This window comes from Halomonas sp., from assembly GCF_034520545.1.
Taxonomy (GTDB): Bacteria; Pseudomonadota; Gammaproteobacteria; order Pseudomonadales; family Halomonadaceae; genus Halomonas.
Map to the genome: position 1 here is coordinate 1,184,153 of NZ_JAXHNN010000010.1, position 25,623 is coordinate 1,209,775.

At 64.1% G+C, this 25,623-nt stretch carries 18 protein-coding genes and 3 pseudogenes; 2 read left to right on the forward strand and 19 right to left on the reverse strand.

The window, feature by feature from the left end:
* Window positions 1–10 precede the first annotated feature (10 nt).
* The 17 genes and pseudogenes from U5L98_RS14215 to U5L98_RS14295 all read right to left on the reverse strand — a co-directional run bounded on the left by U5L98_RS14215 (window position 11) and on the right by U5L98_RS14295 (window position 22,783).
* Complete coding sequence (locus U5L98_RS14215; RefSeq protein ID WP_322558912.1) at window positions 11–829, reverse strand: ABC transporter permease; 819 nt, start codon at window positions 827–829, stop codon at window positions 11–13.
* Window positions 826–3,750 carry a glycosyltransferase gene (locus tag U5L98_RS14220; RefSeq protein WP_322558913.1) on the reverse strand — a complete coding sequence of 975 codons (2,925 nt, stop codon included), beginning with the start codon at window positions 3,748–3,750 and terminating at the stop codon, window positions 826–828. The genes U5L98_RS14215 and U5L98_RS14220 overlap by 4 nt, the downstream gene beginning before the upstream one ends.
* Window positions 3,747–4,406, reverse strand: a complete 660-nt coding sequence (locus U5L98_RS14225; RefSeq protein WP_322558914.1) for a hypothetical protein — start codon at window positions 4,404–4,406, stop codon at window positions 3,747–3,749. Before U5L98_RS14225 ends, U5L98_RS14220 begins: the two co-directional genes overlap by 4 nt.
* A gap of 318 nt (window positions 4,407–4,724) precedes the next feature.
* Window positions 4,725–4,976, reverse strand: a complete 252-nt coding sequence (locus tag U5L98_RS14230) for a hypothetical protein (protein ID WP_322558915.1) — start codon at window positions 4,974–4,976, stop codon at window positions 4,725–4,727.
* Window positions 4,973–6,148: a glycosyltransferase gene (locus U5L98_RS14235; RefSeq protein WP_322558916.1), complete on the reverse strand. Its 1,176-nt coding sequence runs from the start codon at window positions 6,146–6,148 to the stop codon at window positions 4,973–4,975. The genes U5L98_RS14230 and U5L98_RS14235 overlap by 4 nt, the downstream gene beginning before the upstream one ends.
* Window positions 6,145–6,717: a cupin domain-containing protein gene (locus U5L98_RS14240; protein WP_416208250.1), complete on the reverse strand. Its 573-nt coding sequence runs from the start codon at window positions 6,715–6,717 to the stop codon at window positions 6,145–6,147. Before U5L98_RS14240 ends, U5L98_RS14235 begins: the two co-directional genes overlap by 4 nt.
* Window positions 6,718–6,959: 242 nt before the next feature.
* Window positions 6,960–7,601, reverse strand: a pseudogene (locus U5L98_RS14245) (mannose-1-phosphate guanylyltransferase); the annotation flags it as partial.
* A gap of 101 nt (window positions 7,602–7,702) precedes the next feature.
* Complete coding sequence (locus U5L98_RS14250; protein WP_322558918.1) at window positions 7,703–9,082, reverse strand: undecaprenyl-phosphate glucose phosphotransferase; 1,380 nt, start codon at window positions 9,080–9,082, stop codon at window positions 7,703–7,705.
* Window positions 9,083–9,097: 15 nt separating this feature from the next.
* Window positions 9,098–10,558, reverse strand: a complete 1,461-nt coding sequence (locus U5L98_RS14255; protein WP_322558919.1) for a TolC family protein — start codon at window positions 10,556–10,558, stop codon at window positions 9,098–9,100.
* Window positions 10,558–11,940 carry an HlyD family type I secretion periplasmic adaptor subunit gene (locus U5L98_RS14260; protein WP_322558920.1) on the reverse strand — a complete coding sequence of 461 codons (1,383 nt, stop codon included), beginning with the start codon at window positions 11,938–11,940 and terminating at the stop codon, window positions 10,558–10,560. Before U5L98_RS14260 ends, U5L98_RS14255 begins: the two co-directional genes overlap by 1 nt.
* Complete coding sequence (locus U5L98_RS14265) at window positions 11,940–13,721, reverse strand: type I secretion system permease/ATPase (protein WP_322558921.1); 1,782 nt, start codon at window positions 13,719–13,721, stop codon at window positions 11,940–11,942. Before U5L98_RS14265 ends, U5L98_RS14260 begins: the two co-directional genes overlap by 1 nt.
* A gap of 242 nt (window positions 13,722–13,963) precedes the next feature.
* Complete coding sequence (locus tag U5L98_RS14270; RefSeq protein WP_322558922.1) at window positions 13,964–14,854, reverse strand: HAD-IIB family hydrolase; 891 nt, start codon at window positions 14,852–14,854, stop codon at window positions 13,964–13,966.
* Window positions 14,855–15,067: 213 nt separating this feature from the next.
* A pseudogene (gene glyA / locus U5L98_RS14275) lies at window positions 15,068–16,334 on the reverse strand (serine hydroxymethyltransferase).
* 231 nt (window positions 16,335–16,565) lie between these two features.
* Complete coding sequence (locus U5L98_RS14280; RefSeq protein WP_322558923.1) at window positions 16,566–17,981, reverse strand: hypothetical protein; 1,416 nt, start codon at window positions 17,979–17,981, stop codon at window positions 16,566–16,568.
* A 50-nt stretch (window positions 17,982–18,031) separates the two neighbouring features.
* On the reverse strand, window positions 18,032–19,459 hold the full coding sequence (locus U5L98_RS14285) for a polyphosphate kinase (RefSeq protein WP_322558924.1): 1,428 nt from the start codon (window positions 19,457–19,459) through the stop codon (window positions 18,032–18,034).
* A 10-nt stretch (window positions 19,460–19,469) separates the two neighbouring features.
* Complete coding sequence (locus tag U5L98_RS14290; protein WP_322558925.1) at window positions 19,470–22,070, reverse strand: ABC transporter permease; 2,601 nt, start codon at window positions 22,068–22,070, stop codon at window positions 19,470–19,472.
* Window positions 22,067–22,783, reverse strand: coding sequence for an ABC transporter ATP-binding protein (locus U5L98_RS14295; protein WP_322558926.1), 717 nt, complete (start codon window positions 22,781–22,783; stop codon window positions 22,067–22,069). The genes U5L98_RS14290 and U5L98_RS14295 overlap by 4 nt, the downstream gene beginning before the upstream one ends.
* A 97-nt stretch (window positions 22,784–22,880) precedes the next feature.
* On the opposite strand from U5L98_RS14295, the gene U5L98_RS14300 reads away from it, so the two are divergent.
* Window positions 22,881–23,522, forward strand: coding sequence for an arylesterase (locus U5L98_RS14300; RefSeq protein WP_416208262.1), 642 nt, complete (start codon window positions 22,881–22,883; stop codon window positions 23,520–23,522).
* On the opposite strand, the pseudogene U5L98_RS14305 reads toward U5L98_RS14300, so the two are convergent.
* Both U5L98_RS14305 and U5L98_RS14310 read right to left on the reverse strand, forming a co-directional pair.
* A pseudogene (locus U5L98_RS14305) lies at window positions 23,513–24,404 on the reverse strand (DMT family transporter). The gene U5L98_RS14300 and the pseudogene U5L98_RS14305 sit on opposite strands and share 10 nt — an antisense overlap.
* Before the next feature lie 58 nt (window positions 24,405–24,462).
* Complete coding sequence (locus tag U5L98_RS14310) at window positions 24,463–24,732, reverse strand: SelT/SelW/SelH family protein (protein WP_282817096.1); 270 nt, start codon at window positions 24,730–24,732, stop codon at window positions 24,463–24,465.
* Between the two features lie 269 nt (window positions 24,733–25,001).
* On the opposite strand from U5L98_RS14310, the gene U5L98_RS14315 reads away from it, so the two are divergent.
* A complete protein-coding gene (locus U5L98_RS14315) occupies window positions 25,002–25,436 on the forward strand; it encodes a PAS domain-containing protein (protein ID WP_322558927.1) in 435 nt (144 codons plus the stop codon).
* The last annotated feature ends 187 nt before the right edge of the window (window positions 25,437–25,623 follow it).

Here is a 25,623-nt window from a genome sequence, read left to right on the forward strand (position 1 = left end):
GCCGGATCTCCTAGAGACAGTCTCGCAGGTCGCTTTCCGTGCGCCCCAGCAGCCACAGGGCGGCGGCCAGCAACATAGCGGTCAACACGCTGATGCCCGCCAGGCCCGACAGGCTCGGCAACTGGTGATACATGACCAGGTCGCGATAGGCATCCACCAGGTGATAGAGGGGGTTATATTCCATCATTGCCATGGCCCCGGCCGGCAGGATATCGCTGACGTAGACAATCGGCGTGGTCCAGAACAGCACGGGCAGCAATACGGCCACCATCTCCTTTATGTCCTTTATGTATACCGCCAGAACCGCGAGCAGAAGCCCCAGCGCATAGGTGAAAGCCAGCTGCAGGGCAAAGACCAGCGGTACACCCAGCCACCAGGCGCTGAAGGGAAAGCTGATGATCAGCAGGAAGACCGCAAAGAAGCCCATGCTAATGGCATAGACTACTGATTCGGCCATCAGCACCGACAGGGGTAGCGCCTTCAAGGACACCTTGACCTTGGTGATCAAATGGGCGCGCTCGCCAAACAGGTTTGTGATGGTGCTGAGGCTCTTGGCGAAGGCGGTCCAGGAGAGGATGCCGCTAATCAGGTAGATGCTGTAGGTGTACTGATCGATTTCGGCACCGAAGCCTTCCAAGCGAGCGCCCATGATCTTGGAGAAGACCAGCACGAAGACAAGGATATTGACAAGGGGAGCAATCAGCGTCCAGGCCCTGCCGATGATCGAACCCTTGTGGCGATCCACCAGTTCTTCACGTGCCATGTGCCAGATAAGAGGAAGCTGGTTGCGCCACCCGGCCAGGCGGGGCTGCAGAGATGCCAGAATCATGCCTGTTCTCCTTGTGGCTGTGCTACGGCCAGCGGCCTGTGCTGATCAGCCAGGATAGGTGCCAGCCACTGTTCGGCGCTCTGGGACCAGGTCTGGCTGGGCATGCCGTCCGATCCTCGGATCTCGCCAACCACCCAGCGCCGATACCAGTCCTCCAGTTCGGTGGCCAGCTGCTCCGCAGTCTCGGCGACAAAGTAAACGGCATAGCCCCCGGCTACCTCACGAAAGACAGCGATGTCGCGAGCCAGGATGGGAATGCCATGGTGGGCGGCTTCTATCAGGGGAAGGCCAAACCCTTCTCCCCGAGAGGCAGCCACCAGGCAGTCGCTGTCGCTATAGAGCTGCTCCAGCAAGGCATCGCTGGCACCTTCCACCCAGAACAGCTGATGACCGCGGCGTGGATGGTGAGCCAGTCGCGTTGCCAGATCCTCCACTTCCCAGCCCTGCTTGCCGACGATCACCAGGTTCAGCGGCATTTTCCTATGCCAGCAGCGCTCCAGCGCATCGAGTACCTGACGGTGACCTTTGCGTGGCTCCATGGTGCCCACCATCAACAGGGTGGCTCCGAGGGAGCCATTGATGGCTTGCAAGGTTTTCTGCTCCTCCTCGGACAGCTGATGAATAGCCGCTGAACTTGCCGAGAAGTCGGCACCCAGGTGGAAATGCCGCACCCAAGGGCGGTACTCCAGGGGAAGCGCCTGGAGCTCATGCCTGACGTCGCCAGCCACCTGGGCCGAGACACAGGTAATTCCATCGGCAAGTTCGGCAATGCCATTGAACCAGCGGCGCATGGTCGTTGAGGTGCCCTCAGGAAAGCAGTCGGGCAGATAGAGCGGTAGCAGGTCGTGCACGGTGAAGTAGCAGCGCACCCCCCGAGCGCGCATTCTCTTAAGGAAATGACCGGCCTGCTCGAGCAACGGCGGGGCCCACTCGACGCTGACATAGATATCGCCTTCACGTGCCTCACAAGGACGATCAGGCGCCGGCGGATCGATCCCTAACTGGGCACTGGCAAAACTCCGGGACAGGTGGAAGTCATCCCCTCCCCAATGGATCAGCTCGACTCGCCAGCCGGCCGGTGGATGACGTAGCAGCTGGTCGGCCAGACGACGAGTGACACGTTCGATGCCAGTCTTGAGGTCGTGCCAGGCGATGGTGCTGACATCGAAAAGAATCCGTGGGGGTTGAGTGAGCGAAGTAGTATCGAGCTCCACCAGTGCACGGCTGGCGGCCATCAGAGCCTCGTCATCGGCCCGACGAAGGGCGGAATTGGCGGCGAGACTATCGAGACAGGCATCTCGCCGATGACGCAAGCTGTCCGCGGCGAAGCCTTCGATGGCGTTGGCATAGGCCCTCGCCACACGGGAGGGATCGAGATGACGGGCTACATAGTGACGAGCGACCTGCCCCAGCGCCCGACAACGTGCGCTGTCGTCGACCAATTGATTCAGGGTGTCTCCCAAATCGGCGGCGCTGACATGGTCAGGCAACTTGACCAGGGCCTCATCGGGTAGCTCGGCGCTGCTGCCATGGGCATTCGCCACCAGTGCCAGGCCACTGGCCATGGCATCGAAGATGGCCCCGGAGCTCTCGCCACGAGACTCTTGACGCAGTTGCACGGCGATATCGGTGGCCTGCAGCCAGAGTCGGTAATGTCTGCGATCCACGTAATCGGTGATGGTGATGCGTGCGGCACCGGCGTGATCGCGCAGCTGCCGGGCCAGGCGACTGCCGAACTCCCCGCCGGGCCTGGCACCGACGAGCACCAGTTGCAAGTCCTTGCGTGTGGCGAGGGGACCCTCGAGGAAGGCTTCCACCAGAACATCACTGAGCTTCTTGGCACTAATGCCGCCGAAGCTGGCTATCAGCCGGACGTCCTCGGCTATGCCTAGCTCGGCCCTGGCAGCCGCCCGGTCCGTTTCATCAGTGACAGGCGGCAATTCACGAAGGTGGGGTATCACTGCCGCCGGTTCGCGAAAAGCATCCGCACGCCAACGGCGGTCCAGATCCCGGGCAAAGGCGGAGTGGACGATCAATCCTGCCGCTTCGCGGGTCACGAAACCGTTGACCGGATACTGTTCGGGGCCACGGGAGTACTTTTCCCGTGCCGAGCCGGCCTCGCGTCGCGGGGGCCGGTCTTCAAGCGCGATGACGGCGGGGAATCCGTGGTCACTGAACAATTGGCGGCGCAGGGCATCCGGCCAGACCCGACTCTCCTGCAGCCACCAGACGGCATCGGAGGAGAAAGACATCGTGCAGTACCACGACACCCGGATGATGACGCAGCAGGTCGAACTGCCATGCGTGATATGGCGAGTTGCCGATCTGGGTAAAGCACCCGATCGAAACCGGGGGCAGTGCGCGGGAAGGCGTAGAGGTCGATGACCCGGGAGCGCACTCTTCAGCAGGGTGTCCGCCACTTTCGGCTGAGAAGTGATCAGAGTGATCTCGTAATGCTCGGCCAGATAGGGGAGCAGTTCGGCGCTGTAGTCGGCAATCCCGGTGGGTTCGGGTGGAAAAGGTGAGACGAAAGCGAGACGCAGACGCCGTCCGGACACGCCAACGGCCCTTCCGGGGGGGGCGAGGGTTAACAGCCAATCGCGTAGTATCTGGCCGGCATGGCCGTGATATTCAATATCGGCAGGGGCCAGGCCGGCGACGACACCCTGAATGGCGAGCCGACAAAGTTCAGGATCCAGAGTGTCGAGTCGATCCTGGGTCTCCCGGGTGACCGAAAGCATGGTCGCCTCGGCAAGGACACTGGCAAGGCGGCGACGAATAGCCACCAGATCGTCATCGGCGAAACCTATCAACAGCAATTTGTCGCTAATACCGGCCTGCTCGGCCAGTTGCTCCAGCCAGTGAGGGTCGTCGCCAAGGGGCAAATTGCCTGGATTGTCGACAAAGTATAGGGTGCTCATGGCTTATTCCTCCAGCGCTGCGCGAGCTCCTCGATCAGGTGCTGCTGATGGGTACCCCAGCGGGCGACGTCGGGGGAGCTGACGGTGGCTTTACCGTCCAGCGATCCCAGGCCCTGTTCAAGGATGCGCCTGACCTGAATACTGAATTGCTGGAGATAGCTGGCATCGCGTTCCTGCTCCAGCAACGAGTCGAGGCAACGGGTCAGTTGGGGCCCGAGTGTCTCGAACCACTGGCTGGACTGCGTTTCGAGTTCGCGCAGGCGGGCTTCAGTCCTGAAGCAGCGTGCTTCAAGCGCCAGTGTCGGGCCTCGCCACCACTCCCAGGTACGAAAGACGGCTACCATGGGAAGGAGCATCAGCCTGCCCGGCGGGCCCATGGCCTTCAAACGTCCGACGGGCGAGTAAACCCGGGCGCCAGGCGGCAACTGGATGCCGGCGTTGGCCCGGTAGCAACGGGACTCCTCGGAGCTGATCATGGTCGCCAGCAAAAAGAGCCGACCTCGCCGGGGAATCCCTCTCAGGCAGGCTGCCAATCCTTCCGGGTCAGGTTCTCTGCCCAGCAGGTGGCGATATAGCTGACGAACGAAGGTCTCATTGTCCTGGTCGACGGCCAAAAGCTCGGCCAGGGTAGGGCGATGAGGGTCGAGAAGCGTCATACCGTCTCCATGGTCTGCCGCAGCGAGCGATGCAAGGCCCTGACGCTAGCTGGCCAGCTGAAATCGGTGGCGGGCTCGCGGGCCCGGTACACAGTGTCACGATGGTTATCTTGGATGAATGTCTCGAGACCGATACGAATGGCCGATGTGTCCTGCGGGACTACAGAAAGGATGCCCCCACCGGCTACCTCCACGGTAGCCGTGTCGTTGGCGATAAGCAGCAATCTGTCACTGGTGCGGCCTGTTTAACGATTCGCTCCTGCCAAGCCGTGTCCGCATTGTATAGCCAGTTGTCACGATTATCGATAACGTTAATGGTCATGGCGAGTCTCGCTTCCATCGCTCTTGCAGGTCATCCAGTAAGCGCTGCTGTCGCTCGCCGCGAGCATCGAAATCGTATACCCGACTCGGGTTGAGCTCGAACAGAGGACCGCCGTGGATCACACGCAGCACTAGGGCCCGTACACGCGGCACGCGCGACAGGAGACGCTGGCCGGTAGACTTGATTCGCGGCTGACGCAACAGCAGATGAACCAGCTGAGAAAGCAGGCGACGCAGTCGTCGCTTCATGCGGGAGCCTCCCCTTGTAGCAAGACATCACACCAGGAGGCCCAGAAAGCTGTAGGACCGAAACGTTCGGCATTGGCACGACAAGCTCGAGCAGAAAGGCTCGAGGCCTCGAAGTGCTCGAGCGCCTCGCGCAGGGAATCCGAACTCTGCTCCAGGAAGAAGCGTCCGGTGGCGTCTTCGCCGTGGGACGGGTCGCGAACGGTTTCCAGCGCACCGCCACGGCCGTAGGCGATCACCGGGGTGCCGCAGGCCTGGGCTTCGAGCGGCATGATGCCGAAATCTTCTTCGGCAGCAAAGAGGTAAGCTCGAGCATTGGCCATGAGGTGCTGCAACTCGGCGTCGGGAAAGTAACCCAGCAGCTCGATGTTGCGACAGCCCTCGGCCAGGCGTGCCAGGCGCTTATGCTCGGGGCCATCACCCACCACCTTGAGCCGACGCTCAGGCATATCGCGAAAGACCTTGATGATCAGATCGAGGCGTTTGTAGGGTACCAGCCGGGAAGCGGCCAGGTAGTAGTCGTCCCGCGGGCCGGGATTGAAGGGGAAGGCCTCCAGGTTGACTGGAGGATGGATCACCTCGGCCTCGCGGCGGTAGTACTTGGCTATGCGCCTGGCCACGTTGCTCGAATTGGCGACGAAATGATCCACCTGACTGGCGGTAAAGTGATCCCACTGGCGCAGGCGCTGGAGGGTGTGGCGCACGTAGGTTTCTAGCCCCGGCACACGAAACCCGGCATCTTCCAGGTAGGCTTCTTTCATGTCCCAGGCGTAACGCATCGGGGTATGGCAGTAGCAGATATGAGTCTGCCCCGGATGGGTGACCACGCCTTTGGCCACACAGTGACTGGAGGATATCACCAAGTCGAAGCCGCGCAGGTCGAACTGCTCGATAGCGTAGGGCATCAACGGCAGATAGTGGCGGTAATGGCGCCTGGCCAGGGGCATACGCTGCAGAAAACTAGTGTGCACGCGATGACGGGGCAGTCGGCCGCGCTGCCCTTCGGGCAGGAAGTCGACCAGGGTGAATACCTCGGCAGCCGGAAAGGCCTGCAGCAGGGCGTCAAGGACCTTCTCGGCGCCGCCCTGTAACACCAGCCAGTCGTGGACGATGGCGATGCGCTTTTGCCTGCCCCAGGCCTGCAAACCTACCAACGGCTCTTGCACTTCTCTCATGGGCTAGAGATTTGTTGCATGCGCCCATAGACATCGTCGAAACGCACGATGTCATCTTCTCCCAGATAGCTACCGGTCTGGACCTCGATAAGCCGCAGCGGGATGACACCAGGATTTTCAAGACGATGAACGGTACCCAAGGGGATATAGGTAGATTCATCCTCGCTGAGCAGGAAGCTGTTCAGCTGTTCAATATCCCCGTGGCCCTCCCCTTGGGTCACCTGCGCCGTACCGGCCACCACCACCCAGTGTTCGGCACGATGGTGATGCATCTGCAGGGAGAGCTTTGCTCCAGGCTTGACGACGATCTCCTTCACCTGAAACCCTTCGGTGATCACCATGGTGCGGTAGTGACCCCATGGACGGTAGACCTGAGGCATCGCCTGGCTTTCGCTGCGACTCGCGGCCTTGAGTTGCTCAACGATGCGCTTGGTGTCCTGGGCATGGGCCCGGCCCGCCACCAGCACGGCATCCTCGGTCTCCACCACGACAAGATCCTCGATACCCACAGTGGCCACCAACCGCGAATGGCTGTGCACCAAACTATTGCGGGTATCGTGTAACAGCACATCCCCCTGAACGGCGTTGCCCTGAAGCTCGGCGATCCCATTGAGTTCGAAGACCGCATCCCAAGCGCCGATGTCGCTCCACGCCAGGGTCCATAGGAATCACCGCGGCCTGGGTGGGTGTGCTCCATCACGGCATAGTCGATGGATTCGCTGCGACAGGCCGCAAAGGCCTCGACGTCGAAGCGTAGGAAATCGAGGTCTTCACGGCGACCGGCATAGGCGGCCTGGCAGGCCTGGTGGATATCCGCGGCATGGGCCTCGAGCTCTTCAAGGTAGCGATCGGCCCGGAACAGAAAGATTCCGCTGTTCCAGAGATAACCACCCTCAGCCAGGTAGCGCTCAGCGCGTTTCTGGTCAGGCTTTTCGATAAAGCTGTCGACGCGAAAGCCAGCCGTCTGGGGTTCTCCACAGCGAATGTAGCCATAGCCGGTGTGGGGCCTGGACGGCGTGATCCCGAAAGTGACGAGCTGGCCCTGCTCTGCCAGTGCCCTGCCCTGTTCCACCGCCTGTCGGAAGGCTTGATCATCCATAATGACATGATCGGCCGGCATCACCAGCAGCAGGGTGGCAGGGTCTTGCTCGGCCGCCTGGCAGGCGGCGAGTGCCACGGCCGGCGCCGTATTTCGGCCGCAGGGCTCCAGCAGGATCCGCCATGGGTCGATACCGGCCTGTTGCAGCTGCTCGGCCGCCAGGAAACGATGAGATTCATTGCACACCAGCAAGGGAGCATGAATGGCGGACAAATCCGTCAGCCGCAGGGCGGACTCCTGAAGAAGGCTGTGCTCGGTGGAATTGAAACGCTGAAATTGCTTGGGATACTGTTCGCGCGAGACTGGCCATAGGCGGGAACCCGAGCCACCGGACAGTATGACAGGCAGGATCATGACGTCTCCTTGATGATGTCATTCGGCTGCTGACAGGGCTGGCCAAATCGCAGCGTACTTGAGGCGCAATATAGTATCACCGTCCCTTGTCGATGACATGCCTATGGCTGGCGATTGATGAAGCCGCGAGTCGCGGTCATCAGAAGAATCTTGAGATCAAGGCCCAGTGACCAATGATCGATATAATAGAGGTCGTATTCCACCCGCTTGCGCATCAGTTCGATATCCTCGGTGATGCCGCGCAACCCGTTGACCTGTGCCCAACCCGTCATGCCGGGCTTTACTCGATGGCGCTGCATGTAGGTATCGATAACATCCTTGTAGTGATCGTTGTGATCAATGGCATGCGGGCGTGGGCCGACCAAGGACATCCGCCCCTGCAGCACATTGTAGAGCTGCGGTAACTCGTCGAGACTGGTGCGCCGCAGAAGGGCCCCCAGCGGCGTCACCCTGGAGTCACCATGGCTCGCCTGGGGAGTGCCTTTAGCTGCATGCGGCGCCATGGTGCGGAACTTGTAGATGCGGAAACGCTTGCCATCCAGGCCATGACGATGTTGCTTGAATAGCACCGGGGCCCCCATCTGCCATCGCACCAGGCCAGCGACGATCACCATCACCGGCAGAAAAAGAACGAAGAGCATGAGCCCTAGAAGGCGATCTTCCAGCACCTTGATGAGGCGCATGGGACCGTTGAGCGGTGAATAGTTGAGGTCGATCGAGTACATATCAGCCACCTGGGCTACCCGGTGGTTGAGCAGGCGCACGTCAGAAAGATCGGGAAAGTAACGCACGTCGACCGGCACGCCCATCAGGGCGTTGGCCAGGCGCTTGACCAGATCACCCTCGCTGAGGGGGAAGGCAAGCCAGATCTCATCGAAGTCGCGCTGGAAGACGCTGCGCCTGGCCAGCTCCTTGACGTGCCGCTCGAGCTTTTCCTCATCGTCGCCCTCGTGAGGAAGCTCGCTGACGATGCTGTACCCGATGTAGGGCAGCCCCTCGATGCGACTTTGAATACGGGCGCGATGCTGCCGATGGCCAACCAGCAACACGCGTTTGATGTTGCGTCCCTGGGCGCGCAACCGACGCAGGTAAAGATAGAGCGCGCTGCGCAGGGCAATCCCGACCGCCAGCACCGTCAAGGCGCTCAGCGCCATCCAGGCACGCGAGAAGGTCTCGGCGCTCTGCGTGGCGACCATGAACAGGCTGAGCAGGATGATCGTCAGCAGCCAGCCAAGCGAGTAGACGCCCAGCATGGTGTAGAGGCTACGCCCGCGCCAAGGCTGGTAAAGTCCCAGGAGTTCGCCGCAGGCGGGGAGCAATAGGCTTCCGGTCAGGATCAATAGCGGATATTCGATGCCACCTGTATGATCCAGGCCCGGCATCAGGCGAATCAGCAACGCCGACACCACCAAGGCAGTACCGGCGTCGAAGATGCGCATGGCGCTGCGCATCCAGTCGTGATGGGAGGCATGTCGGGGCATGGCAGGCAGCCGCTGTCAGTCCGATGTGGCGGGCGGGGCGATGCTTGCCAGCAGCGCCATGCTTCGCTCCAGGTCAGTCGTATCGAGATCGCCCACCGCCGATTCCAGGGTCAGCCGGTCCATGGTGAACTGGCCAAGGGTGTCGACGAACTTGATCCGTTGATCGTAGAGGCTGGCGCGGGCATCCAGCACGTCGACCAGGTCTCGCAGGCCCAACTGCTCGCCGCGCTCGGCCGCTTGCAGGAAAAGTTCGCTGGAGTCAATGGCCTGGCGCAACGCCTCGAGGCGGCGCTCGTTGCCATCCAGCGAGCGCAGTCGGCTTCTGACCTCCTGGACGGCCAGGTTACGCTGGTGATCCACGGCCTTCTGACTCGCCTCGGTGCGAAGCTCGGCCTGGCGCACGCCGGCCACGGTGCGGCCTCCGCGGAACAGCGGCATGCTCAGTTCGACGCTGGCCCGATAGTCTTCGCTTTCGCGAAGCTCGTCCTCGCTGATGCGGTCGCTATAGCTGAGGTTGAGGTTGAGCTCGGGGAAGTAGCCGCTGCGCCGAATACCGGTTTCGCTTCGATTGATGCGCTGCTCGGCCTCGGCTCGCAGGACATCGAGGTTGGCCGTGGTGCGTTCGATCCAGGCTTTTTGTCCTTGCTCGGGCGAGGAGACACGAATGTTGCCGAGATTGCCCAGAGCATGCCCCTCGAAATGAGGGCGGATGCCGGTCAGGCGCTCAAGTTCGCTCAGGGCATCGTCCAGTCCATTGTCCGCCTGAACCGCATCGGCAACGGCCTGGTCGAGCCGCGACTGCGCTTCAAGCAGATTAATACGGTCGCCAACGCCCAGGTCGTAGGCGCGCTGCGCCTGGCGCACCTGAAGTTCCAGTGATTCCTGCTGCGCTTCCAACAGGCCCAGCTTGCGCGATGCCAGGAAGGCCTTGGTGTAAGCCTCGCTCACGGCCAGCGCGAGATCGCGCTCGACCACAGCAAGCTGCAGCTCGGCGGCGCTGATGCGTTGATCGGCGCTATTCAGGCCACGCCAGCGTTCTAGGCTGAACAGCGGCTGCTGCAGCTGCACCTGCCAGTACTGTTCCTCGATTTCTCCGGGGCGCGTGGCTTCCTGGTCGAGGCCGAAGTCGTCGGGCTCGGTCTGGATATTGGTGGAATCCTGCCATAGATACCCGCCGGAGGCCGTCACCTGCGGCAGCAGCTGGGAGCGCGCGAGCGGCTTTTCCTGTTCGACGGCCTCCAGTTCGAGGCGCTGTCTGGCGAGTTCGGCGTCGTTGCGAAGTGCCCGTTCAAAGAGCCCTGGCAAGGAGGGCAACCGCACAGCCCCGTCAGTCGACGCCGGCTCCTTGAGATCGGCGAGTGCCTGAAGCGACTGGGCGTCGGCAGGCACCTCCTGCGTCGTCTGGGCCAAGGCCGAAGAGGCCATGGCCACAGACAGCGTCAGGGCCAGTGGGGCGAAGATCGCGCGCTGTATCATTATTCCTCCCGCATGGCGCGAGCCAGCATATCGGTGATGGGCTTGGCGATATAGCTGGCAAAAGTCCGTTCGCCGGTCTTGATCAGTACCTCGGCGGGCATGCCGGAGAGAAGCTGCATCTGCTCGGTCATGTCCTTTTCGCCTTCCTCGGTCACGCGAACGCGCGCCTTGTAGTACATCTGGCCGGTGGCTTCATCCTCGAAGCTGTCGGCGCTGATGTGAATCACCTCGCCGGCGATCTCGTTGGTTAGGCGCTGGTTGAAGGCCGAGAAGCGTATGTTGGCGGGCTGTCCCATGTAGATATTGTCGATATCGCGGTTGGGGACCCGCGCCTCCACAACGAAGCCATCACCGGCCGGCACGATATCCAGGATCGGGTCGCCACCACGGATCACGGCGCCCTCGCTGTGCACCTGACGACCCACCACGGTGCCGGAGACTGGAGCCACGATGGTGGTGCGGTTGACCTGGTCGCTCAGAGAGGTGATGCGCTCTTCCGCCTCTGCGATCTGCGACTGGGCGTTGCGCAACTGCTCACCGACCTCGGACTGGAACTCCTGACGGCGCACTTCCTTCTGCAGCCGGTTCTCGCTGATCTGCGATTTCAGCCGGGCGATCTGTGATCGGTGCTCGGCGATGCGCCCTTGATATTCCAGCACCTGGCGCTCCAGCTCGCGCAGGCGCTGATTGTCCCCCAACCCCTCACGAAAGAGCGACCGGAAATCCTCCGCTTCGTCGCGCAGTGAGCGGACGCGACGCTGGTTGATGGCGATCTGGGATTCGAGACCGTCGATCTGGTCACGCATCTGTTGGATCTGCTCGTCGAGCGACTCCAACGCCCCCTGCAGAGATTCGCGACGCGCCACGAAGAGGCTCTGTTGCACGGCCAACACCTGCTGAACGCGCGGACGGTCACTGTCGAGCAGGTCCTCGGGAAATTCCAGGCTTTCGGCCCCTTGCTGCTCGGCGAGCAGGCGGACTTCCATAGCGCGATTGATCAGATATTGTGATTTGGCAATATCCAACTGGGCGCGGGCCTGAGTGTCGCTGAGGATCACCAGCGGATCCCCCGCCTGCACCTTGTCGCCGTCCTCAACGAGCAGTTCTTTCACGATACCGCCCTCGAGGTGCTGGACGGTGCGCTTGAAGGTCTCCATCGAGACACTGCCGGGCGCCACCACGGCCACGGCCAGGGAGGCGGTCAGCGCCCAGGTGCCGAAGCCACCGAACGCCACCAGCAGAATGATCAGACCCAGCCGTTTGTAGCCCTTGTCGCTAGTCGGCAACTTCTCTGCGTACTCGCCCTCCAGAGTGGTGGGGCCCGGCGTCACGTCAATTTCGTCACGCTTCTGAACATCGCGCTTGTCGGATGTGCCTGCCATCAGCTCTGCTCCTCGGGCTGCGTTCCGCCCGCTTCGGGTCTACCGCCGCGAATGGCAGCAAGGCGGGTATTGGTTGCCTGGCCGACTTGCTGGCGTGATTGGCTTTTCTTGGCAAACTGAGCCAGCACCTCGTCACGAGGGCCGAACATGCTGACCTGGCCTTCCTTGAGCACCAGCAGCTTGTCCATGTTCTTGAGCACGCTGGTGCGGTGGCTGATCACGAACAGCGTCACGCCCTCCTCCTTGAGCTGCTGGATAGACTGGCTCAGATGGCGCTCGCCGGCCTCATCCAGGTTGGAGTTGGGCTCGTCGAGCACCACCAGTACTGGATCGCCGTAAAGAGCGCGGGCCAGCCCGATGCGCTGACGCTGGCCACCTGAGAGGGCGCCGCTGGTCGAGGAGATGTAGGTGTCGTAGCCGTTGGGCAGCTCGAGCACCATCTCATGAACGCCGGCTTTCTTTGCAGCTTTGACGACTTTATCGGCGTCCACGTCGCCGAAGCGGGCGATGTTTTCGCTGATGGTGCCATCGAACAGTTCGATGTCCTGGGGTAGATAGCCCACATAGGGTCCTAGTTCGTCTCGGTTGTAGTGCGTGATCTCGGCACCATCGAGGCGCACACTGCCGACCTGAGCCGGCCAGATGCCCAGTAGCACCCTCGCCAGCGTCGACTTGCCGGCCGCACTCGGGCCGATGATGCCCACGTGCTCTCCCGCCGACACCTCGAAGTTGATACCACGAATGGTGGCCATCCGAACTCCCGGAGGAGCTGCCGCCATGGTTTCAATAGCCACTTCACCGCGCGGTGCGGGTAGTGACATACGACGATTTTCCTCGGGAATCTGCGTCAGCAGCTCGTTGAGGCGACCATAGGCTCCGCGGGCGCCGACAAAGCCCTTCCAGCTACCGATCATCTGATCGATGGGCGCCAGGGCACGGCCCATGATGATCGAACCGGCGATCATCATGCCGGCCGTCATTTCGGCCTGCAGCACCAGATAGGCGCCCAGCCCGAGGATCATCGACTGGAACAGCAGGCGCAGCACCTTGGAGGCATTGGTCAGGGCGCCGGCGCGGTCACTGGCCCGTGACTGCTTGGCCAGGAACTCGTGGTGCTTCTCGGACCAGCGCCCCATGATGCCGGGCAGCATGCCCATGGCGTGCAGCACCTCGGCATTGCGCAAGTTGGAATTGGCTAGGTCCTGCGCCTTGATATGCTCGCTATTCGCCTCGGCGAGCAAATTCTTGGTGGCCTTCTCATTAGCGATGGCAAGTATAAGCAACACGATGCCGGCCCCGGTGGCGAAGAAGCCGAGCCATGGGTGGAACAGAAACAGCACGCCCAAGTAGACCGGCACCCAGGGCGCGTCGAAGAAAGCGAATAAGCCCTGGCCGGTCAGGAACTGACGCAGCGTAGTCAGATCGTTGAGCGGCTGGGCACTCTGTTGGCCCTGCGCGGAAACGCTGCGTCGGAACATGGCGCTGTAAAGACGCGAGTTGATGTTGGTATCCAGGCGATTACCCACCCGCACCAATATCCGCGAACGCACCAGTTCCAACCCGCCCATGATCACGAACAGGAAGACCACCACCAAGGTGAGCATCAGCAGGGTCTCGGTGCTCTGGGTAGAGAGCACCCGATCGTAAACCTGCAGCATGTACATGGGCGGAACGAGCATCAGCAGGTTGACGAACATGCTGAAGAAGCCGACCGATACAAAGGAGCTGCGGCATGCCTGAAGGGCCCGCTGCAGATCCGTGGCATCCTGTTGCTTTGCCATGGGGTGAATCACCGTTGAGAAGGTAGGGGTGCAAAACCGGGGTAAAACAGACTAGGTAGAGTAACAGAAACGCCCCTACTGCGGGTAGGGGCGTAAGGTGAGTGATCTGCGATAACTGCCACTGATTAGGTCGGGACGTTCGGTTTCACTGAAGCGCAGCGTGATGGCCGATGAGTTCACGGAGTCTGTTGGTTCGCCTTGGCAGGGTACCGCGACGTTGCAGGCAACATGCGATAGGCCAGCTAGGCGATCGCCGCCGGTCCTGGTTGGCAATCTGCTTGACCCCACCAGTGCTCCACTCCCTCGCGCCAGCCGTCGGGGCCGATGGCCTCGCTGCGGTAGAGGGCCGGCTGCCGTGGCGATACGTTCAAGTCGTGACCGCCGCGGATCACCACCGCCTGGTCCACCGCCTCGAGCATGGGAATGTCGTTAGGGCCATCGCCCAGCGCCAGCGTCAGAGGGCGCTGACCGCGCAGTGCCTCGAAGCGCTTGATCAGCCAGCGGACGGCGCTGCCCTTGTGGCAATCCCCGGTGACGTGCCAGAAGCGCCCGCCGCGCACCAGGCGCAGGCCATCGCCCGCCAGGCCCTCGCGGAACGCGGCCAGGCGCTCGGGCGAATCCTCCCAGAGCAGCGGCTCGCTGCCCTCGCGCCGCTGCGCCAGCTGCGCCAGCTGCGCCTGCGATGCCGACAGGCCGGTCACGGCCATCAGGTCGTCGAGGGGCATTTCGCTCATGCTGGTGAAGCGTGCGTCGAGACGCGCTCGCCACACCGCGAGCCGCTGGCGGATGAGATGGATATCGATCCCAAGCGTCTTGATCACCGTTCCATCGGCATAGGGATCGCGATCCAGTCGAGCATGGCACCAGGCCGACGGGAGTCCGGCCACGGCGCCATTCTCGGCGATGAAGGGGGCGTCCTCGAGGCCCAGCTCGCGACGCAGCGGCACGAGCTCGCTGCGGGTCTTGCAGGAGACCGGGATCACCGGCACCCCGAGCGCGCTCAGCCGGAGGAGCCACTGACGGGCCGGGGTCCAATCGTAGCTGTTCGGGTCGAGCAGCGAGCCATCGAGGTCGGTGAACAGCAGGCGCTGGCGCCGGGCGGTGTCGGGGGATGAGACGGATAGCGGGGACATGGCGGCGTCGAATCCGGGTCGTGAACTCCCCACGCCCATGCAAAGGGCGCGCCAATACTTTCCGGAGCCTTGCCCCACAAGACGTCACGGCACAGTGCACCGACATCGCCGGCGCATCTGCCCCGTTACGGACACGAAAACGTCCCGCCATGGTGCATCCCGGCGGGGCGTGACGCCCCAGGCCGTGACCGGGGGAGGAGGAAGGTGCGCGACTCAGCGATAGACCGGCAGGCGGGCACAGACGGCCTCGACCTTCGCCTTGACCTCGGCCTCGATGGCGGCGGTGTCATCCCCACTGGCCATGACGTCGAGGATGTCGCAGATCCAGCCGGCGAGTTCCTGACACTCCGCCTCGCCGAAACCGCGGGTAGTCACCGCCGGGGTACCGATGCGCAGGCCCGAGGTCACGAAGGGGCTCTGCGGGATCGCCGGGCACGGCGTTCTTGTTGACGGTGATGTGGGCGCGGCCCAGGGCGGCGTCTGCTTCCTTGCCGGTCAGACCCTGCTTGATCAATGAAAGCAGGAAGAGGTGGTCCTCGGTGCCGCCGGACACTACCTCGAAGCCGCGCTCGATGAACACGCCGGCCATGGCCTGGGCATTCTTGACCACCTGCTGCTGATAGGTCTTGAAGTCCGGCTCCATGGCCTCCTTGAAGCAGATCGCCTTGGCGGCGATGACGTGCTCCAGGGGACCACCCTGCCCGCCCGGAAAGACTGCCGACTGCAGCTTCTTCTCAATGGCCTCATCACCCTCGGCAGAGAGGATCAGGCCGCCGCGCGGGCCGCGCAGGGTCTTGTGGGTGGTGGTGGTGACCACATGGGCGTGAGGCAGCGGGGTCGGGTAGACCCCGGCGGCCACCAGGCCGGCCACGTGGGCCATGTCGACCAGCAGGTAGGCGCCGACCTCGTCAGCAATCTCGCGGAACCTGGCCCAGTCGATGACCTGGGAGTAGGCCGAGAAGCCGGCGATGATCATCTTCGGCTTGTGCTCGCGGGCGAGACTGGCCACTTGGTCGTAATCGATGCGGCCGGCCTCATCGATGCCATACTGCACGGCGTGGTAGTGCTTACCGGAGAAGTTGGGCTTGGCACCGTGGGTCAGGTGACCACCGGCATCGAGACTCATGCCCAGGATGGTATCGCCGGGCTTGACCAGCGCCTGGAATACCGCGCCGTTGGCCTGGGAACCGGAGTGGGGCTGAACGTTGGCGTAGGTCGCGCCGAACAGCTCCTTGGCGTAATCGATCGCGAGCTGCTCGACGATGTCCACATACTCGCAGCCGCCGTAGTAGCGCTTGCCGGGATAGCCTTCCGCGTACTTGTTGGTCAGCTGGCTGCCCTGAGCCTCGAGCACCCGGGGGCTGGCGTAGTTCTCGGAGGCGATCAGCTCGATGTGCGCTTCCTGGCGGGCGACCTCTTTCTGCATCGCATCGAATAGGGCGTCATCGAAACCGGCAATCTGCATGTCGCGGCTGAACATCGGCGGGAAACCTCGCAAAACGGGAGAATCTGGGGAGCACATGATACCCCAGCCCCCGGCGGCTTTCACATGAAAGGCGGTCATCCCGAGTAGAACGCCTTTCATCTTCCTACGATGCGAACCCCGCCCGATGCGCCTGCGGCTTATCGGGCCTACCGATACCCGGCGAACCGTGCCAACTACAAGGCCCGGTAAGCGATAGCGCACCGGGCGTGGGACCTGAAGCGAGGCTCAGCGCGTTTCCACGTGCATCTCGAGACGTTCGGGCAATGCCATGGGATCGCCGGTGTAGGTTTCCAGGTTGCTCTCCGCCGGCAGCGTCAAGGCAACCTCGAGTTCATCGGCGGCGCCTTCGGCCAGGGACACCAGCCCCAGCAGGAACTGCTGCACTTCGGGGCCGAGCATCATGCCGAAGCCTTCGGCCTGGGTGCGCGCCTGTTCGAGGTACTGGCTCTCGGTTATGCCCTCCATGGCCGCACCCAGGGTCGCCATGCGGCCAAACAGCCCCTGCTCGGCGAGAATCAGGCGCAGGCTGCCGCCCAGCAGCGTTGCCGATTCCAGCACCCCGTCTTCGGCGAACACGGCCGCAGGGGTGACACCCTCGGGCAGCACCACCGGCAGTTCTACATCGATCAGCAGCCTCAGGGCGTCGTGGATAGTGATGTGACTATCACTGGTGATAAGGCTTTGCGTCTCGCCCTCTTCCCAGTTACCCAGCAGGGCGAGATCGACACGCAATTCGCCGCTACCGTCGGTAAGCACGTTGCTGGCCATGCGCATCTGGGCCCGCTCTTCCTCCGGTGCCAGTTCGATCATGCGCGCCAGGTCGGCCTGAAAATCATCGATCTCCAACCCGCCCTGGCCGTCGCTGAAGTCGCCATCGACACTCAAGCGCGCCAGACTGCCGACGAGCTGCTCGGCGTCGACGACAAGGTCGCTCAGCACCAGCGCATCCAGGCGTTGTTCATCTTCGTTATCGAGACCGTGCAGGCCTTCGAACACCAGCGAGGCAAGGCTGAAGGAACCAGCGCCGAACTCGCCCAGGTTCTCGCCCATGCCCGACACATCGGTGATCTCGAAGCGCTCGATGGCAGTGTGGCTGAGCCCTTCGCCGCGCACCCGGGCAATCGTCATACGCCCCTGGGCATCGTCCAATTCGGCATCGTCAAACACATCGCGGGCCAGCTCCGACGCAAGATCCAGGGTGATATCGTCGATCGCCAGGGTAGCGATGCGAACGTCCTGCGGGGCCAGGCTTTCGTCGAGCGGAAAGACGGCCCGCGATGGCTTGCCCAGGACGATGCGCTCGATCTCCACCAGGGCCATTTCGGATACTTCATCCTCGAGACGCACCCCTTCCAGCGTCACCTCGTCGGGACTGTCATAGTCGCCACTGACAACGTAACGGTCGATCAGCAACCGCTCGCCGTCTTCGCCGCGAAACACTACCTCTTCGGCGCTGACCCGCGAGCTCAGCAAGCCACTCGACACCTCGCCGATCTCGACCTCACCGTGTTCGCCAAACACGCCTCGCAGATCGGCCTCGAGGCGCTCGGTCGAGCCCTGGGCGGAGAGGACAGGCAGCAACGTCACCAGCGCCAAGAAGGCGACACGGCGGATGGAGACGCTGAGGGAAAAATGCGGCATGGAATCACCTCCTGTGCAATCGATGGTGGAAAACGCCCAAATAGCGTAGCTCAAGTGGGCGAAGCGAGGCGCGCCTCGAGCCGTTGATTGACGCTCTCCAGCACCCTAAGCCGGGCCTGGCGCTTATCGTCGCAGGCGATCAATGCCCACTCGGCGCCCGGCGCCTCGGTGCGGGCAAACATCTCGTCGATGGCCTCGCGATAGTCGTCCCAGCGCTCGCGGTTCCGCCAGTCCTCGTCGGTAAGCTTGTGGCGCTTGTGGGGCTTGGCCGCCCGGGCCTTGAAGCGGCGCAGCTGCTCTTCGTGACTGATGGACAGGAACAGCTTGCACAGCACGGTGCCGTGGGCCAACAGCTGGCGTTCGAACTCGCGGATCTCGCCGTAGGCGCGTCGCCACGCCGCCTCGGGAGCCAGCTCCTCGACCCGCTCCACCAGCACTCTGCCATACCAGCTGCGATCGAAGAGCGCGATGCGCCCGTCGGCCGGCAGGCGACGCCAGAAGCGCCAGGCCCAGGGCAGCGCCAGCTCCTCATCGCTGGGCGCGGCAATGCGATGGACCCGGTACTGACGGGCATCCAGTGCCGCGGTGATCCGATGGATGCTGCCCCCTTTCCCCGCTGCGTCTATTCCTTCAAAGGCCAGCACAACCGGAATTCGCCGACGAGCCGCTTCCCGGGCATTGATGGCCAGGCGTCCCTGAGCCTCGGCGAGCTGCTCGGCGTAGCGTTCCTTCTCCAGAGCGGCCTTGGCACGGGGGTCGGCAAGGCGTATCGAGGGGGCTGACGACGCCACATCGGGCACCACGTCGGGCATGACGGAAGGCGCGTCGGGTGGCGCAACCAGCGTCTCGCGCAGCAGCGCTCCCACCCGCTGCAGCTGCTCCGCCGGGTCGCGGAAGTCGAGCTGGCGCCAGGGCGCATGGTCGGCCGCCGTGGCGTCGCGCATCTCGCGCCCCAGGGCTCCTATGGCGGCATGCTGCAGATGGCGCTGCCAATCGGTGTCGCTCAGCTGCCAGCCCCGCACCGGGTCTTTCTGCAGCGCCTGCAGCTGACGGCGTTGCGCGGAACGATCGATGTCCATCCACAGCTTCAGCAGCGCCACGCCCTCGGCGGCCAGCTCAGCCTCGAAGGCGCGAATCTCCGCCAGCCTGTCCTGGAAGGCACCCGGCGAAAGGCGCCGCTCGGCCCGGGCAAAGAGGGCATCGCCGTACCAGCCGTGAATGAAGATACCGATACGGCCGCGATCGGGAATACGCCGCCAGAAGCGCCACCAGTAGGGCCGCTCACGCTCCTCACTGTTGGGACTCAGGGCATGCACCTCGGTGTGGCGGTTCTCCAGCCAGTGATTGAGCTCATTGACCAGCCGTCCCTTGTGGGTGACGGCGTGGCCGGTCAACAGCAGGATCACCGACTGCTCGCGGCGATGGGCGAGATCGAGCTGGGCCTCCAGCAGGCGGGCACGCAGAATGTTCGTCTTCATGCATATACTCTCAGGCCTCACCAAGCAGGCCAAGGCTTGCCGCCGGGGCCTGTCGGCGCAGGCCGCGGGAAAGCAGGTGGCCGATGAGGCCGATGAGCAGCGCGCCGGCCGGCGGCAGGGTCAGCCACAGCAGCCAGTGGATCCTGGGGGCCAGGTCGAACCAGGCCAGGTAGATCCCGGCGGTCGCAAGCTCTGCCAGTAGTGCGCCCATCAATCCGCTGGCCAGACCCAGCACGGCGAACTCCGCCGCCTGCATCCGCGACAACAGCCGGTTGCCGGCGCCGAAGACCCGCAGCAGCCCACTTTCGTGGGCCCGCACCGGCAGGCTGGCGGTCAGCGCCGCGTAGAGCACGCTGATACCGGCCAGCAGCACGAATCCCAGCACCAGCTCCACCGCCCGGGTGACCTGAGTCAGCACCTCGCGCACCTGGCCGAGGATGGCCTCCACGTCGAGCAGAGTAACACCCGGAAATTCCTGCACCAGCTGGCGAAGCAGGTCGCGGTCGTCATCGTCGAGATGGAAGGCGGTGATGTAGCTGTGACCGAAACGCTCCAGGGTCTCGGGCGGAAAGATCACAAAGAAATTGGGCCGGAAGCTCTCCCAGTCGAGGCTGCGCAGGCTGGTCACCTCACCGGTGACCTGATCGCTGCCGATGGTGAAGGTCAGGCGATCCCCCAGGCCGAGGCCGAGACGCCCGGCCAGGCCGTCCTCCACGGAGATCGGCACCGCTGCGCCGCCGCCAGCGGAGCCTGGCTTGGCATCCACCTCGGCCATCCAGCCTTGCGTCGATACGGATTGCTCGTCGGCAAACCACTCCCCCGCCACCACTCGATTTCCCTCGGGCAGGGTCTCGCGCCAGGTCAGATTCAGCTCGCGACGCAGAGCGTTGTCGCCTCGCGACTCCGCGGGCACGACCTCTTGTGGCGTTTCGCCGTTGATGGCGGTGAGGCGCCCTCGCACCATCGGGTAGAGAGCGCTGCGGGCGTCCGCGGCTCCGGCCAGTGCCGAGGCGAAGGCGTCTCGCTCCTGTGGCTGGATATTGATCGCGAAGTGATTGGGGGTGTCCGCCGGCAGCTGGGCCTGCCAGGTCGTCAGCAGGTCGCCACGCACCAGGGCGATCATGGCCACGGCGAAGAAGGTGACCGAGAAGGCCAGTAGCTGGCCGAGACTGGCATGACGGCGCCTTGCCAGCTGCTGACCGCCCAGCCGCACGGAGGTGATCATGCCATCCGGCGGGCCGTGGCTGCGCGGCAGCCGGGCGGTGCCCCGCAGCACCAGGTCCAGCAACACGCCGCCGAGCCCCCACAGCACCACCAGCATCACCAGTCCGCCCAGCAGCAGCCCCGCGGCGAGCCATGGATCTCCGGAATAGAGCCACATTAGCCCGCCAAAGACCAGTGCCGCCACGCTCACCACCAGCCAGGCCGAGGGCGGCAGCGGGTCCAGCTCGCGGCGCAGCACCTTGAGGGCACTGACCCGCTTGAGGCGCAGCAGGGTCGGCCCGGCGAAACCGGCCAATACCGCCAGGGCGGTGAACACGCCGAGCCACAGCGGCAGCATGCCGGGCGCCGGCAGGTTGAAGGGCAGGAAGGCCGACAGCAGCCACACCAGCAGCGCCTGCCCGGCCAGCCCCAGCAGCGCCCCCAGCGCCGAGGCGGCAAGCGCCAGCCACAGCAGCTGCAGCACGAACAGCCGCAGCAGCTCGCGCTGGGTGGCGCCGAAGCAGCGCAGCAGTGCCGCGGTATCCAGGTGGCGGTCGACGTAACGCCGGGTCGACATGGCCACGGCGACCCCAGCCAGCAGCACGGCGGCGAGCCCCGCCAGGCCGAGATACTGCTCGGCCCGCGCCAGGGCATTGCCCAGCTGGGGGCGATCGCTTCGCACGTCGCGCACTTCCACCCCCTCGCGACGCAGCCGCTCCAGCAATGGCTCGACGCGGCCCACCGCCTCGGCACTGCCGGCGGCGAGCAGCTCGAACTCCACCCGCGAGCCCTCCTGGACGAGCCCGGTGGCGTCCAGGTCGTCGTGATGCATCATCAGCCGCGGATTGAAGCTCCCGAAGCCGGCCGACTGGTCGGGCTCGCGCTCGATCACGCCGCTGACCTCCAGCTCGGTCTCGCCCAGGCGAATCAGATCCCCTACCTCGAGCTCCATCAGCAGGGCGAGACGCGGCGCCACCCAGGCCTCGCCCGGCGGCGGGCCATGGGCCAGCGACTCGATGCCACTGCCGCGGTCCACGCGGGCCGTGCCGTAGTGCGGATAGACCTCGTCGACCACCTTGAGGCTGACCGGCTGGAAGCGGTCACCCCGGCTGACCATGGAGACCATGTCGACCTGGTCGGAGAGCGTCAGACCGGCGTCCTCGAGGGCCTGGCGGACCTCCTCGTCGAAGGGCCGGCCCTGTTCGAGCACCACGTCGCCGCCCGAGAGCTGGCCGGCCTGGCGGGTCAGCCCCCGATCGAGACGATCGAGAAAGAAGCCGATCATGGTGGAAGCGGCCACGGCGAGCGCCAGCGCCAGCGCCAGGGCGCGCACGTCGGCGGAGCGCAGGTCACGGATCAGGCTTCGGGCGGACAGGCGCAGCAGGGCCGGCCAGGCGGATCGGCTCATGCCATCACCTCGTCGCGTGCCATCTCGACCAGCCGACCGTCTTCCAGTCGCAGGCAGCGATCACAGCGTCGCGCCAGGGCATGATCGTGAGTGACCAGCACCAGCGTGGTGCCGGCTTCGCGGTTGAGCGAGAACAGCGCCTCGATGATACGCTCGCCGGTGACCGGGTCCAGATTGCCGGTGGGCTCATCGGCGAAGACCAGCTCGGCGCCGGTGACGAAGGCCCGCGCCAGGGCCACGCGCTGCTGCTCGCCACCGGAGAGCTGTTTGGGCAGATGATTCAGGCGTTCGCCGAGGCCGACGCGAGTCAGCCAGTCGCGTGCCCTGGCCTCGGCGCCGGGGCTCGGGGAGAGCTCCAGCGGCAGCAGCACGTTCTCCAGGGCGGTCAGGGTGGGCAGCAGCTGAAAGTTCTGGAACACGAAACCGACGCGCCCGGCCCGCAACGAGGCTCGACCGTCCTCGTCCAGGGTGCGCAGCGACTGGCCGAACAGCGAGAGCTCGCCGCCACTGGGCGTGTCCAGCCCCGCCAGCAGGCCGAGCAGGGTCGATTTGCCGGCGCCACTCTGGCCCAGTATCGCCACACTCTCGCCAGGGAACACCGACAGCGACAGATCACTCAGAATGGTCAGTCGCCGCTCGCCGCTTTCCACCTCCTTGGCGAGGTGATCGGCGTGTAGAATCGGTGAGGCATCCGTTCGAGAGGAGATGGACATGGCGAAGGGCTTCCCTGTAGGTGCGTTATGCCGACGTACACCCCGTCGGCTCACTGAACGCTGGAACACGTTACGCGTGCTATCGGTCTTCGGGCCAATGGCGCGGTGGCTGTCGGCCATCGGCGTGACGCTTTTCCTGACCGCTGACGTGCAGGCGGACGACAGACCGGTGCTGCTGATCATGGGCGACAGCCTGAGCGCGGCCTACGGCATCGAACAGCAGACCGGCTGGGTCAGTCTGCTGCAGGCGCGCCTGGACGGAAAGGCCAGGGTGGTCAACGCCAGCATCAGCGGCGAGACCTCAAGCGGCGCCGCCGCCCGCCTGCCCGACCTTCTCGGACAGCATGAACCCGATATCGTTGTACTGGAGCTGGGCGGCAACGACGGCCTGCGCGGCCTGCCGCCGCGTCAGTTCGAGGCCAACATGGCCGAGATGATCGAGGCCAGCCAGGCGGCGGAGGCCGAAGTGCTGCTGCTCGGCATCGACATCCCGCCCAACTACGGCCGCGCCTACCGCGACGCCTTCACCGCGGTGTATACCCGGCTGGCCGAGGAGTTCGCGCTGCCGCTGGTCCCCTTCCTGCTCGAGGGTGTGGCCCTGGAGGAGGACCTGATGCAGTCCGACGGCATCCATCCCACCGCCGAAGCCCAGCCCATGATCCTCGAGAATGTGTGGCCGACACTTGCACCGCTGCTGGAGAGGAACGGCGCCATGACGGCGGAGATCGATCAGGACTGAGCCACCGTAGCGGGCGCCTTCTGCCACTGCTGCAGCCCGAGGCCGCCGAGGATCAGCACCAGACCCACCAGGGTCGAGGGCAGGATCGGCTCGCCAACTACCAGAAAAAGCAGCAGCAGTGACACCGGCGGCGAGAGAAAGATCAGGTTGGAGACCTTCGCCGTGCGCGAGACCCGATGAACCGCCAGTTGCCAGAGCACGAAGGCGATACCCATCTCGAACAGCCCAACGTAGACACCGGCTCCCAGCGCCGCCCAGCCGTGCCAGGAAAACCCTGGCCCGGCGAACAGCAGTACGGTGAGCACCGGCACGCCGACGCTGAAGTTCTGCCACTGGGCCACCAGCGGCGGGCGATGATCGCGAGCATTGAGTAGCCAGTAGAGCGCCCAGAGCAGCGTCGAGGCGAGTGCCAGGCCGACACCCAGCGGGTCGGCGAAGGCCACGTCGAACACCGCCCCGCGGGTCGCGATCACCCAGACGCCGGCATAGGCGATCAGCCCCGCCAGCACGTCGAGGCGCGTGAGCCGCTGACCCAGCAGCGGCACCGCTAAAAAGGCCATGGCCAGCGCCCAGGTGTAATTGAGCGCCATGGCCTCCTGGCCGGGGAGGCGGTCGTAGGCGCCGAACAGCACCAGGTAGTAGGCCACCGGATTCATCAGCCCCGCCCAGGCAGCGGTGCGCCAGCCATGCCTGAGCGACCCGGCCCAGCAGCCCCTGGCGCGCTACCAGCACGCCGATCAGCGCCCAGGAGACCAGCGAGGCAATCCACATCAGCGCCAGCGGCGACATATAGCCCAGCGCCACCTTGAAGGCCGTGGCCACGGTAGACCACAGCGCCACCGCCCCCAGGCCGAAGAGCATCGCCTGGCGATCCTGGGTCATTCAGCCTCCTTGCCCTTGTGAGTGCGCCGCCCGCAGCTCGCCGCCCGCAGCCGTCAGATTATCGATCGAGGTGTCCCAGGTCACGACCGGGAGCCAGACGGTCGCGCACCGCCTGCTTGAGGGCCTTGATGTCCGGAAAGCCGCCATCGCGCTTGCGCTCCCAGAGCGACGCCTCGTCGCAGAGAATCTCGAAATGGCCGCCATGAGACGGCACCAGGGCCACCTCTTCCAGGTCTTCGCCGAAGGTGGAGAGCAACTCCTGGGCGTACCAGGCGCTACGCAGCAACCACTGGCACTGGGTACAGTAGTGAATTCGGATACGTGACATGGAGCCTCGAGTGCCGCAACAATAATAGCTCCGATGATAACAGCCAGGGAGTGCCGATGACCGTCCCCGAGATCAGCCAGACCCGCCTCTTCGAGTGGCTCACCGGCGACGAGGACGTGATGGGCAAGAACCATCGGCAAGCAGGGTAGAATGACACTGCGACACGCCGGCGCGTTGAAATCCCGACGCCGGCTGGCCATGATGAGGGCAATATCCCGCCTCTTGCCGCCATGCGATGCGGACGAGGCACCGCGACAGGAACCCCCTGCATGAAACGATCCCCCCTGATCAGCCCGGAACTGCTGGAACGCATCATCGATGCCTCCGAGGATGGCATCGTGGTCGCCGAGCAGGAGGGCGACGAGAACATCCTGATCTACGTCAACCAGGGCTTCGAGCGCCTCACGGGCTACAGCGCCGATGAGATTCTCTATCAGGACTGCCGCTTCCTGCAGAACGAGGACCGCGACCAACCAGGGCTCGATACCATCCGCAAGGCCCTGAAGGCGGGACGTCCGTGCCGCGAGGTACTGCGCAACTATCGCAAGGACGGCACCCTGTTCTATAACGAGCTCTCCATCACCCCCATGTATGACGAGGACGACCACCTCACCTACTACATCGGGGTACAGAAGGATGTCACCGAACGCGTCGAGGCTCAGCAGGAACTCGATCGACTCAAGGCCGAGCACGGACTGAGCTGAGGCGTCGCAACACGGCGGAGAAAAAAATCATCCGGGGGCTTGTCCTCGACGCTCCTTGTGGGTATATAGCCTGCAGGTAACCGCCGTTGCCTACAGGCGCTTCAGGTTCCATACCCGGGACGGGAAGCGATCGAATGATCCGCCGAACGACACAGCGTTCGGCTCCGGGCCATGGGAGGACATCGCA